Origin of the sequence: Mycobacterium sp. TKK-01-0059 (assembly GCF_000709305.1) — a bacterium.
GTDB lineage: Bacteria > Actinomycetota > Actinomycetes > Mycobacteriales > Mycobacteriaceae > Mycobacterium > Mycobacterium intracellulare.
On the sequence record NZ_KL446993.1, the window covers coordinates 348876 to 363615 of the forward strand.

Sequence of the window (14740 nt, forward strand, 5' to 3'; positions counted from 1 at the left end):
GGTTATTCCGCCGGTGTTTTTTGCGGACCGTCGGCCAGCAGCCGCCGGAAGCCGTCCTCGTCGAGGACGGGCACCCCCAGCTCGACGGCCTTGTCGTATTTCGACCCCGGCGAATCCCCGGCCACGACGTAGTCTGTCTTCTTCGACACCGACCCGGCGGCCTTGCCCCCGCGCGCCAGGATCGCCTCCTTGGCGTCGTCGCGCGAAAAGCCGGCGAGGGACCCGGTGACCACCACCGTCAGGCCCTCCAGGGTGCGCGGCACGCTGGTGTCGCGCTCGTCGGCCATCCGCACGCCGGCGGCGCGCCACTTGTCGACGATCGCGCGGTGCCAGTCGACGGTGAACCATTCGGTGAGCGCGGCGGCGATCGTCGGGCCCACGCCCTCGACCGCCGCGAGCCGCTCGGTCGAGGCCGACATGATGGCGTCCAGGTCGCCGAACTCGGTCGCCAGGGCGCGCGCCGCCGTCGGCCCGACGTGGCGGATGGACAACGCCACCAAAACCCGCCACAGCGCAACCTTTTTGGCCTTGTCCAGGTTGTCGAGCAGCCGTCTGCCGTTGGCGGACAAGGTGCCCGCCTTGGTCCGGAAGAGCTCGGTGCGCAACAGGTCGTCCTCGGTCAGCGTGAACAGGTCGCCCTCGTCGGCGATCACGTCGGCCTTGAGCAGCGCGATGGCGGCCTCGTAGCCGAGCCCCTCGATGTCGAACGCCCCGCGACCGGCGACGTGGAACACCCGCTCCCGCAGTTGCGCCGGGCAGGACCGGGCATTGGGGCAGCGGATGTCGGCGTCGCCCTCCTTGGCCGGTGCCAGCGGGGTGTCGCACTCGGGACACGTTGTGGGCATGACGAATTCGCGTTCGGAGCCGTCGCGCAGGTCGACGACGGGGCCCAGCACCTCCGGGATGACGTCGCCGGCTTTGCGGATCATCACGGTGTCGCCGATCAGCACGCCCTTGCGCTTGACCTCGGCGGCGTTGTGCAGGGTGGCCAGCCCGACGGTGGACCCGGCCACCTTCACCGGCGTCATGAAGGCAAAGGGCGTGACGCGCCCGGTGCGCCCGACGTTGACGCGGATGTCGAGCAGCTTGGTCTGCGCCTCCTGGGGCGGATACTTGTAGGCGACGGCCCAGCGCGGCGCGCGCGACGTGGTGCCGAGCCGGCGCTGCAACGCGACGTCGTCGACTTTGACCACCACGCCGTCGATCTCGTGCTCGAGGTCGTAGCGGTGCTCTCCCCAGTAGCCGATCCGCTCCTCGACCGCGGCGAGGCCGCGCACGCGTGCCGTCTGTTCGGCCACCGGCAGCCCCCAGGCCTTCAGCGCGGCGTAGGCCTCGTGCTGGGTCTTCGGGGCGAACCCTTCGGTGCGGCCGATGCCGTGGCAGATCATCCGCAGCTTGCGCCGGGCGGTGACGGCCGGGTTCTTCTGGCGCAGCGACCCGGCGGCGCTGTTGCGCGGGTTGGCGAACGGGGCCTTGCCGTCCTCGACCAGGCTGGCGTTGAGCGCCTCGAAATCGGCGAGCAGGAAGAACACCTCGCCGCGCACCTCCAGCAGGGACGGCGTCGGGAAGTCCTTGCCGGCGGACAGCCGCTCGGGAACGTCGTCGATGGTGCGCGCGTTGAGCGTCACGTCCTCACCGACGCGCCCGTCGCCGCGGGTCGCGGCGCGTTCCAGCCGGCCGTCGCGGTACACCAGTGACAGCGCCACCCCGTCGATCTTGAGTTCGCACAGGTAATGCGGTTCCTTGCCGACCTCGTTCTCGACGCGGTTGCTCCAGGCCACCAGCTCGTCGCGGTCGAAGACGTCGTCGAGGCTCAGCATGCGTTCCAGGTGCTGCGCCTCGGCGAAGTCGGTGGCGAAGCCCGCGCCGCCGACCAGCTGGGTCGGCGAATCGGCGACCCGCAGCTCCGGGTGGCGCTCCTCCAGCGCGAGGAGCTCGGTGAACATCGAGTCGAATTCGGCGTCCGAGATGATCGGCGCGTCCTTGATGTAGTAGCGGAACTGGTGTTCCCGGACCGCTTCGGCAAGGTCCTGCCACTGCCGCCGGACCTCGGGCGCTACCGAATCAGCTTCTGCTGAGCTCACCTTGGCAGGCTATCCGAGGACACCGACGCAAAACCCGGCGCGCTCGACTCAATCCTCCACTCCGTCTTCCACGAAGGACCGCAACCGATCCAGGGCCGCATCCCACCGGCGGGACAACTGGTCGAGGTAGTCGCTGGCCGACGCCAGCGGCCCGGTCTGCACCGTCCAGACGCGCTCGCGCCCCCGCCGGCTGCTGGTGACCAGCCCGACCGACTCCAACAGCTGCAGGTGCTTGCTCGCCGCCTGCCGGGTGACCGGGACGACGCTGGTGACCTGCGACGTCGAGCTCGGGCCCTGATCGCAGAGCCGCACGATGATGCGCAGCCGGTTCGGGTCACCGAGCGCACCGAAGATCGGGGCGCCGACGGCGACTCGTCCGCTCATACCCGGACGCCCTCGATGTACTTGCGCACCAGCGTGGTCTGGATCGCCCAGCCTTCGCCGTTCGCCTCGAACGACGCGCCGCGGCGGGCCTCCGGAATGGCCTCGAAACCGGATTCGGTGATCGTCAGCAGCACGCCGTCGGACCGCTCGGCGAGGGTGAACTCGACCAGCGTGGTCGGCTCGCCCTCATAGTCGACCTCCGGGTCGATGGCGAAGGGATGCCAGCGGTAGGCGAACCGCCGCCGCGGCTCGACGGCGACGATCTGCCAGGTGCTCGTCACGCCCGCGTGCGACTGTTGGCGCTTGGCGACCTCGCCGTCGACGGTGGTCGGGCTGATCGCCGCGGTCACCGATGTCCCGGCGACGAACGACCCGTCGAAGCGCACCCCGAACCAGCGGCCGAACTCCTCGGCGTCGCTGATGGCCCGCCACACCCGCTCCAGCGGCGCGCGCAGCACCACCTGCTTCTCAATCTTCATATGCAACCTCCTGGTTGCCTATTAGTTCAGCACGGCGCGGTATGAAACGCAACCCCTCGGTTGCCTATTTGATGGCGTCGGGATCCTCGGCGAACATCTGGGCGGCCTTGCGGGCGAGCTCGATCGCGGTGCGGGCCCACGCGGGGGTGGCGCCGGCCAGACCACAGGCCGGGGTGACGCCGATGCGTTCGCGCAACGCCGAGCGGGCGAAGCCGAGGCGATCGGTCACCGCGACCACACCACCGGCGACCTCCTCCGCCGACAGCCGCCGCGCCGGGGCGCTAGCGGGAACGACGCCCAGCACGACGGCGCGGTCGGACTCGACGAACGCGGCGATGCCGTCGAGATCCGACGCGCTCAAGGCGCCCGGATCGACCGAGACCGCGCTGAATGCGCTGCGCTGCAACAGGTCCCAGGGCACGCCGGGTGCACAGCAGTGCAGCGCCACCTCGCCGCCCACGGTCTCGGCGCAGGCGTCGAGCAGGCCGCCGGCCACCGCCTCGTCGAGCGGCGCGACCGGGTTGAGCGCCGTCACCCCGCTCAGCGCGCCCCCCAACGCTTTTGGCAGCGACGGCTCGTCGAACTGGACGACCACCGGCGTCTCGAGGCGCCGCGACAGCTGAGCACGATGCGCGGCGACGCCTTCGGCCAGCGACGACGTGAGGTCGCGCAGCGCGCCGGGGTCGGTGATCGCCCGGTGCCCGTTGGCCAGCTCGATTTCGGCGGCCAGCGTGATGGGGCCCGGCGCCTGCACCTTGACCACGCGGCCGTCATTGCGCAGGCCGGCGGCCTCCCAGGCCTCTTCCAGCGCGTCCATGTCCTCGTCGAGGAGGCTGATGGCGCGGCGAGTGACCGCGCCCGGACGGGCGACGAGGCGGTACCCGCGCGGCACCGTGTCGATGGCGACGTCGACCAGAAGCGCCCCGGCCCGGCCCAGCAGGTCGGCGCCCACCCCGCGGGCGGGCAGTTCGACGATGTGCGGCAGCGCCCCCGCCAATTCGCCGACGATCACGGCGGCGGCCTCCCGCGCCGCGATGCCCGGCCAGGAACCGACGCCACTGGGCCCCGCGAAAACACTCACCGGCCAACCGTATTCGACGTCGCCCGGGCCGCCGGTCGGCAGGGGCTGTGTGCCGAGGGTCCCCGCGGGTAGGTTCAACCGCAGAGGGGTGCAAAACGGTGTCGCAGAGGACGAAGTGGGCGAGGCTACCGCTGTGGTGCGGGGCGGTGCTGATGGCGGTGTCGTGCACCCGGGTGACCGACGGCGCGGCGCTCGCGGGTCCCGACACCAACCGCAGGATGGTGCGGGGCGTCAACGTCGACACGATCCTGCTGGACCAGTCGCGGATGCGTGCGATCACCGGCGCCGGTGAGCACCTGACCATCATTCCCTCGATGGACGGCACCAGCCCGGTGAACATCGATGCCCTGGCCCAGACCGCGCCGCGGGAGTGCCGGTTCATCTACGACGAGACCGCGACCTTCGGGACCGACCTCGAGGCGTTTCACAAGACGACCTTTCAGGACCCGCCCGACGGCGCGTTGATCTCGGAGGGCGCGGCGGCCTATCGCGACGCCGACGCTGCGCGGACCGCCTTCAACGCCCTGGTGGGCACCGTCGGGGACTGCGCGAACGGCTCGGGCGGCCAGCTCTACGTCGGCGACTGGAACGCCGACGGCACCTCGCTGCACCTGCGGCCCGGTGGCTGCGGCCGCGACTACCGGGTCCTGTCGGTGGCCATGCTGGAGGTCACGTTCTGCGGCTTCGCGCAATCGGTGTCCGACATCGTGATGACGAACATCGCCGCGAACGTGCCGCGCTAGTTCGCGATCAGCGCGACGTCGCGGCGATGACGGCGCTGCCGAGCACCTCGTCCCCGTCGGGGTCGGGCCGGTACAGCACCAGCGTCTGGCCCGGCGCGACACCGCGCAGCGGGACGCGCAACCGCACGACGAGTTCGCCACCGACGAGTTCGGCCACGGCGTCGGCCGTCTCACCGTGCGCGCGCACCTGAACCGCGCACTCGATCGGCCCCGACGGCGTCACACCCGAGGTGAATACCGGTGCCCGCCCGGTCAATTCGCGCACTTCCAGATCGGCCGCGTCCCCCACCCGCACCGTCGCGGTCTCGGCGTCGATCGCGGTCACATAGCGCGGGCGACCGTCGGGGCCGGGCCCGGCGATGCCGAGACCCTTGCGTTGCCCGATGGTGAAGCCGTGCACGCCGTCGTGCTCGGCGAGCACCGTCCCGTCCGCATTGACCACGGCGCCGCGGCGAACCCCGATGCGTGAGCCCAAAAAGGCTCGGGTGTCGCCCGACGGGATGAAGCAGATGTCGTGACTGTCCGGCTTTTCGGCGACGGCCAGGCCGCGGCGGGCGGCTTCGGCGCGGATCTGTGACTTGGGGGTGTCCCCGATCGGGAACGCGGCGTGGCGTAGCTGCTCGGCGCTCAGCACGGCCAGCACATAGGACTGGTCCTTGTCGTGGTCCACGGCGCGGCGCAGCCGCCCACCGGAAAGCCGGGCGTAGTGGCCGGTGGCCACCGTGTCGAACCCGAGCGCAACGGCTCGCGCCGACAGGGCCGAGAACTTGATCTTCTGATTGCACACCACGCACGGGTTGGGCGTCTCGCCGCGGGCATAGGACGACACGAATTCGTCGATGACGTCCGCCTGGAATTTTTCCGCGAAATCCCAGACGTAGAACGGTATTCCGAGCACGTCGGCGACCCGGCGCGCGTCCGAGGCGTCCTCTTTCGAGCAGCAGCCGCGCGAGCCGCTGCGCAGCGTGCCGGGCGAGGACGACAGCGCCAGGTGCACGCCCACCACGTCGTGCCCGGCGTCGACCATCCGGGCCGCGGCGACCGACGAGTCGACGCCACCGCTCATGGCTGCAAGCACCTTCACTTAGGACGCCCCCGCCGCGGCCAGGGCCGCCCGACGCGCCCGCTCCACCGCCCCGGGCAGCACCCGCAGCACCGCGTCGACGTCGGCGTCAACACTGGTGTGCCCCAATGAGAGTCGCAGCGACCCGCGGGCGCTGGTCGGGTCGGCGCCCATGGCCATCAGCACGTGCGAGGGCTGCGCGACACCGGCGGTGCACGCCGAACCGGTCGAGCACTCGATTCCGTTGGCGTCCAGGAGCATCAACAGCGCATCGCCCTCGCAACCGCGGAACGTGAAGTGCGCGTTGCCGGGAAGGCGCGCCGCGTCGCGGGCACCGTTGAGGCTGACGTCCTCGATGCCGCCGAGCACCCCGTCGACCAGCCGGTCCCGCAGCGCCCGCAGCCGGGCGCTGTTGACCTCGAGCCCGTCGATCGAGATCCGGGCCGCCGCGGCCATTCCGACCGCACCGGCCACATCGGCAGTCCCCGAACGGATGTCGCGCTCCTGGCCGCCGCCGTGTGCGAGCGGCACGCACGCGACGTCGCGGCGCAACAGCAGCGCGCCCACGGCCGCGGGGCCCCCGAACTTGTGCGCGGTCACGCTCATCGCCGACAGCCCGCTGGCGGCGAAGTTCACGGGCAACTGCCCCACCGCCTGAATGGCGTCGCTGTGCATCGGCACCCCGAATTCGGCTGCGACGGCGGCGAGTTCGGCGACGGGCAGCACGGTGCCGACCTCGTTGTTGGCCCACATGACCGACACGAGAGCGACGTCATCGACGTCGCTGTGGTGGGTGAGCACCTCGCGCAGCGCCGCCGCCGACACCGAGCCGTCGGGCGCGGTCGGCAGCCACGTCACCTCGGCTCCCTCGTGCTCGACGAGCCAATTGACCGAGTCCAGCACGGCGTGGTGTTCGACCTCGCTGGTGACGATGCGCCTGTGCCGCGGCTCGGCGTCGCGCCGGGCCCAGTAGATGCCCTTGACCGCCAGGTTGTCGCTCTCGGTGCCGCCGGCGGTGAAGATCACCTCCGAGGGACGCGCCCCCAGCTTGTCGGCGATCAGTTCACGGGATTCCTCGATGCGCCGCCGCGCCGCCCGGCCGCTGGTGTGCAGCGAGGAGGCGTTGCCCACCGTGCCCAGCACAGCCGTCATCGCCTCGACGGCGGCGGGGTGCATCGGGGTGGTGGCGGCGTGATCCAAATAGACCATGACGCGACCCACGATACCGGCCCACCGGTGGGCTCAGGCCACCAGCACGCGCCCGTGACCAGCGCCCCGGGCCGTTCCGGCGCCCACCGCCGACTGGCAGCGGCCGGCCAGGACGCGCCGATCGGTCCCCGGGAGCTGCAGCGACTCGACGTGCACCCGCGCCAGCGTGCGGCGCTGCGCGAGCAGCCGGCGGATCGAACCCAGCAGGGTCTCGTCGCCGACGAAGGCCGGCACCGTCGAGAGGCCGCCGTCGATGTGGTGGTAGGTCAGCCGCAGGGGCTGCACCGGCCGTCCGGCATCGATCGCGGCCTGGAACATGGCCGGATAGAACGCCCCACAGTCGCGACCACACCACGTGGTGCCCTCCGGAAACGCGACGACCGTCTGCCCGGCGCGCAGCCGGTGGGCGGCGGCGTCCACCACGCCGGGCAACCGCCGCAAACTGGACCGCTCGATCGGGATGACCTTGCAGATGCGGGCCACGATCCCGGTCGCCGGCCCGGTGAACATGTCGGCGCGGGCGACGAACGACCCGGGCAACACCGAGCCGATCGCGAAGACGTCAAGCCACGACATGTGCGGGCTGACCACCAGCACGCCGCGCAGATTGCGGATCGGGTTGCCCGACACCGCAATCCGGACACCGAAACAGCGCAGCACCAGCCGGCAATAGATGCGCTGCACGCGGGTGCGGCCCGGCAGCGGCAGGGCCAGCAGCGGCAGCCCCGGCGCGAGCAGCAGCGCCAGCAGCAGGCGAAGCGTGACCCGCAGCGCCACTAGCGGCGGCGGGCAGGCGACCGCGTCGCCGGCGCGCACGCAGCCGGCGCCGCACGAGGCGCGTGGTAGCCAGGAGTGCGCAATGCCGGTCATTTCCCCGCCATCTCCGCCGCGGCCGACACCGATCGGAGGCGTTTCAGGTATCGGGTGTCGGCGTGCTGTTTGCCCAGCAGCACGCAGAAGTCACCGACACCGAAATCCGGGTCGTGCGCGGGCTCCCCGCACACCCTCGCGCCCAGCCGCAGGTAGCCGCGCAGGAGCGCCGGAACCGAGGGCCGCGCGGGCGCCGGGATGTCATCGAGCGCGGTCCCGTCGACGACGACGGGGCGGTGTGGCCGCACCCGGTAGTCCGCCGGCGCGCCGTGACGGGCCAGGATGACGTCGCGGACGCCGCGCAGCCGGCTGCCCGGCGGTTGATCGTCGGCCCCGCCGCCGATGGGCACCGACACGCATCCGGTGACGTGGTCGTAGCCGTAGCGGTCCAGGTAGGCCAGGATGCCCGCCCACATCAGCAGCACCACGCCGCCGTTGCGGTGCCCGTCGCGCACCACGGCGCGCCCCATCTCGACCAGGGACGGCCGCAGCGGGTCGAACGCGCGGATGTCGAATTCCGTGGCGGTGTACAGCCCGCCGGCCGCGATGGCGCCCGCCGGTGCCAGCATGCGGTAGCAGCCCACCAGCTCGCCGGTGTTGTCGTCGCGGACCAGCAGGTGGTCGCAGAACTCGTCGAAGCGGTCCTCGTCGCGCCGGTCCGATCCGTGCCCGCCGTCCGGCGGCAGGGCGAAGCCCGGGGTGCTGGTGAAGACGTCATACCGGAGTCGCTGCGCCGCTTCGATCAGGCCGGGGTCGGTGGACAGCAACAGGGAGTAGCGCGGTGCGGTCGACGCGCCGCTGGGCTTGTCGGCGGGGATGAGGACAGAAGCGATGCTCATGAGACACAACGTGGCGTAGCCGGTGAGCGGGTCGGCATCGGCGCTGTGACGTGTCGGTGCACGTCAGATGACGAAATGAGACCGAGCCAACCGACGACGCGGGGGCGTCGTCGTCCCATCCGTCACTCGGATGACTGGAAGGCGGGAGGAGCTTTGTGCATATCCCCCTGGGCCGGGGACTGTGGGGCCGGTGTGACGCACCGGACTGGCGTGATCGCAGAAGAAAGCCCCCGGCGCCGCGGCGCCGGGGGCTCTTCGAGGCCGAGAAACTCAGCCCTTGCGTGCCTTGATCGCGTCGGTCAGCTGCGGGGCGACCTTGAACAGGTCGCCCACCACGCCGTAGTCGGCGATCTCGAAGATGGGTGCCTCTTCGTCCTTGTTGACCGCGACGATGGTCTTGGACGTCTGCATCCCGGCGCGGTGCTGGATCGCACCGGAGATGCCCAGCGCGATGTAGAGCTGCGGCGAGACCGTCTTACCCGTCTGGCCCACCTGGAACTGGCCCGGGTAGTAGCCGGAGTCGACGGCGGCACGAGACGCGCCGACGGCCGCACCGAGCGAGTCGGCCAGGGCCTCGACCACGCTGAAGTTCTCCGCGCTGCCCACGCCGCGACCGCCGGAGACCACGATGGTGGCCTCGGACAGCTCCGGGCGGTCACCGGCGACCGCGGGCTCGCGGGCGGTGATCTTGGTGGCGTTCTCGGCGGGGGCCGGGACCTCGACGGTGACCTGCTCGCCCGCTCCGGCGGACGGCTCGGCGTCGACGGCGCCGGCGCGCAGGGTGATCACCGGGGTGTCGCCGTTCGCCTGGGCCTCGACGGTGAACGCGCCACCGAAGATCGAGTGGACGGCCTTGGGGCCCTCCTTGACCTCGACCACGTCGACCAGCAGACCGGAACCGATCCGGGCCGCGAGCCGGCCGGCGATTTCCTTGCCGTCGGCGTTGGCGGCCAGCAGCACGGCCGCGGGCGCGTTCGACTCGGCCAGCGCGGCGAGCACGTCGACCACCGGGGTGATCAGGTACTTGTCCACGTCGTCGGACTCGGCGACGTAGATCTTGGCGGCGCCGGCCTCCTTCAGCCCATCGGCCAGCGGGGCGGCCGTCCCCGGCGCCCCGACCACGACGGCGGAGGGCTCGCCCAGCGCGCGGGCGGCGGTGATCAATTCGGAGGTGACCTTCTTCAGCGCACCTTCGGCGTGCTCCACGAGCACCAATACTTCAGCCATGGTTATATCGCTCTTCTCGTCTCAGGAATGGTCTTCGATGGGGTGCTCGACTAGATGATCTTCTGGGCGACCAGGTACTGAGCGACCTGGTTGCCGCCCTCGCCCTCGTCGGTGACCTTCTCACCCGCGGTCTTCGGCGGCTTCGGCGTCGACGACAGCACGGTGGATCCGGCGTTGGCCAGCCCGACCTCGTCGCTTTCGACCCCGATCTCGGCCAAGGTCAGCACCGTGACCTCTTTCTTCTTGGCGGCCATGATGCCCTTGAACGACGGGAAGCGCGGCTCGTTGATCTTCTCGGTGACGCTGACGACCGCGGGCAGCGTGGCCTCGAGGTTGAAGACGCCGTCGTCGGTCTCGCGCTCGCCGGTCACCTTGTCGCCCTCGAGGGAGAGCTTGCGCACGTGGGTGAGCTGAGGCAGGCCCAGGTACTCGGCGATGATGGCCGGGACCGCCCCGCCGGTGCCGTCGGTGGCCTCGTTACCGGCGATCACCAGCTCGGTGCCCTCGATGGTGCCCAGCGCGCGGGCCAGGGCCCACCCGGTCTGCACCACGTCGGAGCCGTGCAGACCGTCGTCCTTGAGGTGGACGGCCTTGTCGGCGCCCATCGACAGGGCCTTGCGGATCGCTTCGGTGGCGCGCTCGGGACCCGCGGTCAGCACGGTCACCGACCCCTCGACGCCGTCGGCGGCTTCCTTCTCCCGGATCTGCAGGGCCTCTTCTACCGCGCGCTCGTTGATCTCGTCCAGCACCGCGTCGGCGGCCTCGCGGTCCAGCGTGTAATCGCCGTCTGTCAGCTTGCGCTCTGACCAAGTGTCTGGGACCTGCTTAATCAGGACCACGATGTTCGTCATGAGTGTGGTTCGTCCTCCTCGAAGGGGTCCGCAGCGCTCGACTGCGAGACCTCGGTACGCGTTTTTCGCAACGCACAGCCGTGTTACTACCCGGTAACTTTGTGCGGTATGCCTTCACACCATAGCTGGTAGTGCTGCAGGTTCTTGCGGCCCGCCTCCCCCTGCGCGCGCGGGGTTACCCACTTCCGTGGTTCGCGAATCCGACACTTCGCGTTAGCCTGCCTATGCAATGAGCGCACCGGTACCTGACCTTCCCCCGCACTCCCCCGGCGTCACCGCGTCGGTGGGCGACGCGGTGATGATGCTGACGGGCGAGCGCACCATCCCGGGTTTGGACATCGAAAACTACTGGTTTCGGCGCCACGAGGTCGTCTACCAGCGGCTTGCCGAGCGCTGCGTGGGCCGCGAGGTGCTCGAGGCGGGCTGCGGCGAGGGATACGGCGCCGACCTGATCGCCGGCGTCGCCCGCCGCGTCATCGCCGTGGACTACGACGAGTCCGCCGTGGCCCACGTCCGCGCCCGCTACCCCCGGGTGGACGTCATGCAGGCGAACCTCGCGCGGCTCCCGCTGCCCGATTCGTCGGTGGACATTGTGGTCAACTTCCAGGTGATCGAGCATCTGTGGGACCAAACACAATTCGTCGCCGAGTGCGCGCGGGTGCTGCGACCGTCGGGGCTGCTGATGATGTCGACGCCCAACCGGATCACCTTCTCGCCCGGGCGCGACACCCCGATCAACCCGTTCCACACCCGCGAACTCAACGCCGACGAGATGGCTGAGCTGCTCGTCGCCGGCGGTTTTTCGGACGTTTCGATCAGCGGCCTGTTCCACGGTCCGCGGCTGCAGGAGATGGACGCCCGGCACGGCGGTTCGATCATCGACGCGCAGATCGCGCGCGCGGTAACCGACGCGCCGTGGCCACCCGACCTGGCGGCGGACGTCGCCGCGGTCACCACCGACGACTTCGAACTCGTAGAAAGCGGATCCGGCGCGGCCACCGGCCAGCACATCGATGACAGCCTCGATCTGATCGCGATCGCGGTAGCGCCGTGAACTCATCGCAAGACCCGGTTCCCGGCCTGTTCACCCTGGTTTTGCACACCCACCTCCCGTGGCTGGCCCACCACGGCCGCTGGCCGGTCGGTGAGGAATGGCTCTACCAATCCTGGGCGGCCGCTTACCTGCCGCTGATGCGCGTGCTCAACACGCTGGCCGGCGAAAACCGCCGGCGACTGATCACCCTGGGCGTCACGCCGGTGGTGAACGCGCAACTCGACGACCCGTATTGCCTTGAGGGCATGCATCATTGGCTGGCGAACTGGCGGCTACGCGCAGCCGAGGCGGCCAGCGTGCGGTCGATTCCCCGATCGAAGTCGGCCGGTTATCAGTCGTGCACACCGGAGGCGTTGCGCGCCTTGGGGATTCGCGAGGAGGCGGAGGCCGATAACGCCCTTGAGGACTTCGCCACCCTGTGGCGGCACGGCGGCAGCCCGCCGCTGCGCGGGCTGCTCGACGCCGGCACGGTGGAGCTGCTCGGTGGGCCGCTGGCCCACCCGTTCCAACCGCTGCTGGCCCCCCGGCTGCGCGAATTCGCCCTGCGCGAGGGGCTGGCCGACGCCGGGCAGCGGCTGGCGCACACCCCCACCGGCATCTGGGCGCCCGAATGCGCGTACGCGCCCGGGCTCGAACACGACTACGCCGCCGCCGGGGTCACGCACTTCATGGTCGACGGCCCGTCGCTGCACGGCGACACCGCGCTGGGCCGGCCCGTCGGCGACACCGACGTGGTGGCGTTCGGCCGCGACCTGCAGGTCAGCTACCGGGTGTGGTCGCCGAAGTCCGGCTACCCCGGGCACGCCGCCTATCGCGATTTCCACACCTATGACCACCTCACCGGCCTCAAGCCGGCCAGGGTCACCGGCCGCAACGTGCCCTCGGAAGGCAAGGCGCCCTACGACCCCGCGCGGGCCGACCACGCCGTCGACATTCACGTCGCCGACTTCGTCGAGACGGTCCGCAACCGCCTGACGAGCGAGTCCGCGCGCATCGGGCGGCCCGCGCATGTGATCGCCGCCTTCGACACCGAGCTGTTCGGCCACTGGTGGTACGAGGGCCCGACCTGGTTGGAGCGGGTGCTGCGCGCCCTGCCCGAGGCCGGCGTGCGGGTGGGCACCCTGACCGACGCGATCGCCGACGGCTTCGTCGGTAACCCGGTCGCCCTGCCGCCCAGCTCGTGGGGTTCGGGCAAGGACTGGCAGGTGTGGGCCGGCGACCAGGTCGCCGACCTGGTGCAGCTCAACAACGAAGTCGTCGACACCGCGCTGAGCACCGTCGACAAGGCGCTGTCGGAAACCGCGACGCTGGACGGGCCCATCCCCCGCGACCACGTCGCCGACCAGATCCTGCGCGAAACGCTGCTGACGGTCTCCAGCGACTGGCCGTTCATGGTGAGCAAGGATTCGGCCGCCGACTACGCCCGCTACCGCGCCCACCTGCACGCGCACGCCACCCGGGAGATCGCGGGGGCGCTGGCGTCCGGGCGGCGCGACACCGCGCAGCGCCTGGCGGAGGGGTGGAACCGCGCCGACGGACTCTTCGGCGCCCTCGACGCCCGCAGGTTGCCCCGATGAGGTGGACCACAACGTGAAGATCCTGATGGTGTCGTGGGAGTACCCGCCGGTGGTCGTCGGCGGGCTCGGCCGGCACGTCCATCACCTGTCCACCGCGCTGGCGGCCGCAGGTCACGACGTCGTGGTGCTGTCACGCCGACCCACCGGGACCGATCCCCGCAGCCATCCGTCGTCCGACCAGATCAGCGAGGGTGTTCGGGTGATCGCGGCCGCGCAGGATCCGCACGAGTTCACCTTCGGCACCGACATGATGGCCTGGACGCTTGCGATGGGGCATTCCATGGTCCGCGCCGGGCTGAGCCTGAAGAAACCGGGCAGCAGCCACGCGTGGCGGCCCGACGTCGTGCACGCCCACGACTGGCTGGTGGCCCATCCGGCGATCGCGCTGGCCCAATTCTATGACGTGCCAATGGTTTCCACGATCCATGCGACCGAGGCCGGTCGGCATTCCGGCTGGGTCAGCGGCGCGCTCAGCCGTCAGGTGCACGCGGTCGAGTCCTGGCTGGTGCGCGAATCCGATTCGCTGATCACGTGTTCGGGGTCGATGGCCGACGAGATCACCGAACTGTTCGGTCCGGGGCTGGCCGAGATCACCGTGATCTGCAACGGCATCGAGACGGCGCGGTGGCCGTTCGCGGCGCGGCGGCCGCGCACGGGTCCGGCCGAACTGCTTTACCTGGGGCGGCTGGAGTACGAGAAGGGGGTGCACGACGTCATCGCCGCGCTCCCGCGGGTCAGGCGCACCCACCCGGGCACCACACTGACCATCGCCGGCGAGGGCACCCAGCAGGGCTGGCTCATCGAGCAAGCCCGTAAACACCGGGTGCTCAAGGCGATTCGGTTCGTCGGGCACCTCGAGCACGCGGAGCTGTTGGCCGTACTGCATCGCGCCGACGCCGCGGTGTTGCCCAGCCACTACGAGCCGTTCGGCATCGTTGCGCTCGAGGCGGCCGCGGCCGGCACCCCCCTGGTGACGTCGAACATCGGCGGTCTGGGTGAGGCGGTGATCGACGGTCGGACCGGCGTATCGTGCCCGCCCCGCGACGTGACCCGGCTGGCCGCGGCGATTCGCACCGTCCTCGACGATCCGCGCGCCACGCAACAACGCGCCCGGGCCGCCCGCGAACGCCTCACGTCCGACTTCGATTGGCATACGGTGGCCGACAAGACCGCGCAGGTCTATCTGTCGGCCAAGCGCGGCGAGCGGCAGCCGCAGGCGCGGCTCCCCATCGTCGAACACGCCTTGCCGGACCGGTAGCGAGCTTTCTAACGTTTCAGG

At 70.7% G+C, this 14740-nt stretch carries 14 protein-coding genes; 4 read left to right on the top strand and 10 right to left on the bottom strand.

Features of this window, described 5'->3' with window-relative positions:
• Positions 1-2: 2 nt before the first annotated feature.
• From ligA to K883_RS01830, 4 genes are all read right to left on the bottom strand, one after another.
• The gene (ligA, locus tag K883_RS01815; RefSeq protein WP_014712104.1) at positions 3-2084 is read right to left on the bottom strand and encodes an NAD-dependent DNA ligase LigA; all 2082 of its coding nucleotides are present in this window, start codon (positions 2082-2084) and stop codon (positions 3-5) included.
• A 48-nt stretch (positions 2085-2132) separates the two neighbouring features.
• Positions 2133-2468, bottom strand: a complete 336-nt coding sequence (locus tag K883_RS01820; RefSeq protein WP_008259061.1) for an ArsR/SmtB family transcription factor — start codon at positions 2466-2468, stop codon at positions 2133-2135.
• Positions 2465-2947, bottom strand: a complete 483-nt coding sequence (locus K883_RS01825; protein ID WP_014712105.1) for an SRPBCC family protein — start codon at positions 2945-2947, stop codon at positions 2465-2467. The genes K883_RS01820 and K883_RS01825 overlap by 4 nt, the downstream gene beginning before the upstream one ends.
• Positions 2948-3011: 64 nt before the next feature.
• Positions 3012-4028 carry a uroporphyrinogen decarboxylase/cobalamine-independent methonine synthase family protein gene (locus K883_RS01830; RefSeq protein ID WP_014712106.1) on the bottom strand — a complete coding sequence of 339 codons (1017 nt, stop codon included), beginning with the start codon at positions 4026-4028 and terminating at the stop codon, positions 3012-3014.
• 152 nt (positions 4029-4180) lie between these two features.
• On the opposite strand from K883_RS01830, the gene K883_RS01835 reads away from it, so the two are divergent.
• Positions 4181-4771, top strand: a complete 591-nt coding sequence (locus K883_RS01835) for a sensor domain-containing protein (RefSeq protein ID WP_176476860.1) — start codon at positions 4181-4183, stop codon at positions 4769-4771.
• A 7-nt stretch (positions 4772-4778) separates the two neighbouring features.
• Here the strand turns inward: K883_RS01835 and mnmA are convergent, their stop codons facing one another.
• The 6 genes from mnmA to K883_RS01865 all read right to left on the bottom strand — a co-directional run bounded on the left by mnmA (position 4779) and on the right by K883_RS01865 (position 10830).
• Complete coding sequence (gene mnmA / locus K883_RS01840) at positions 4779-5855, bottom strand: tRNA 2-thiouridine(34) synthase MnmA (protein WP_014712108.1); 1077 nt, start codon at positions 5853-5855, stop codon at positions 4779-4781.
• Entirely contained in the window at positions 5856-7043 is a 1188-nt protein-coding gene (locus tag K883_RS01845; protein ID WP_014712109.1) for a cysteine desulfurase family protein, read from the bottom strand.
• A gap of 33 nt (positions 7044-7076) precedes the next feature.
• Positions 7077-7913: a lysophospholipid acyltransferase family protein gene (locus tag K883_RS01850; RefSeq protein ID WP_036453525.1), complete on the bottom strand. Its 837-nt coding sequence runs from the start codon at positions 7911-7913 to the stop codon at positions 7077-7079.
• Complete coding sequence (locus K883_RS01855; protein WP_008259080.1) at positions 7910-8752, bottom strand: GNAT family N-acetyltransferase; 843 nt, start codon at positions 8750-8752, stop codon at positions 7910-7912. The genes K883_RS01850 and K883_RS01855 overlap by 4 nt, the downstream gene beginning before the upstream one ends.
• A 270-nt stretch (positions 8753-9022) precedes the next feature.
• Entirely contained in the window at positions 9023-9979 is a 957-nt protein-coding gene (locus K883_RS01860; protein WP_008259086.1) for an electron transfer flavoprotein subunit alpha/FixB family protein, read from the bottom strand.
• Between the two features lie 50 nt (positions 9980-10029).
• Positions 10030-10830, bottom strand: coding sequence for an electron transfer flavoprotein subunit beta/FixA family protein (locus tag K883_RS01865; RefSeq protein ID WP_008259088.1), 801 nt, complete (start codon positions 10828-10830; stop codon positions 10030-10032).
• Between the two features lie 229 nt (positions 10831-11059).
• Between K883_RS01865 and K883_RS01870 the strand changes: the two genes are divergently transcribed.
• The 3 genes from K883_RS01870 to K883_RS01880 are packed head-to-tail and all read left to right on the top strand — an operon-like array spanning position 11060 to position 14719.
• A complete protein-coding gene (locus K883_RS01870) occupies positions 11060-11884 on the top strand; it encodes a class I SAM-dependent methyltransferase (protein WP_036453527.1) in 825 nt (274 codons plus the stop codon).
• Positions 11881-13461, top strand: a complete 1581-nt coding sequence (locus K883_RS01875) for a 1,4-alpha-glucan branching protein domain-containing protein (RefSeq protein WP_036453530.1) — start codon at positions 11881-11883, stop codon at positions 13459-13461. Before K883_RS01870 ends, K883_RS01875 begins: the two co-directional genes overlap by 4 nt.
• Positions 13462-13474: 13 nt before the next feature.
• Entirely contained in the window at positions 13475-14719 is a 1245-nt protein-coding gene (locus tag K883_RS01880; protein WP_008259093.1) for a glycosyltransferase family 4 protein, read from the top strand.
• Positions 14720-14740 lie beyond the last annotated feature (21 nt).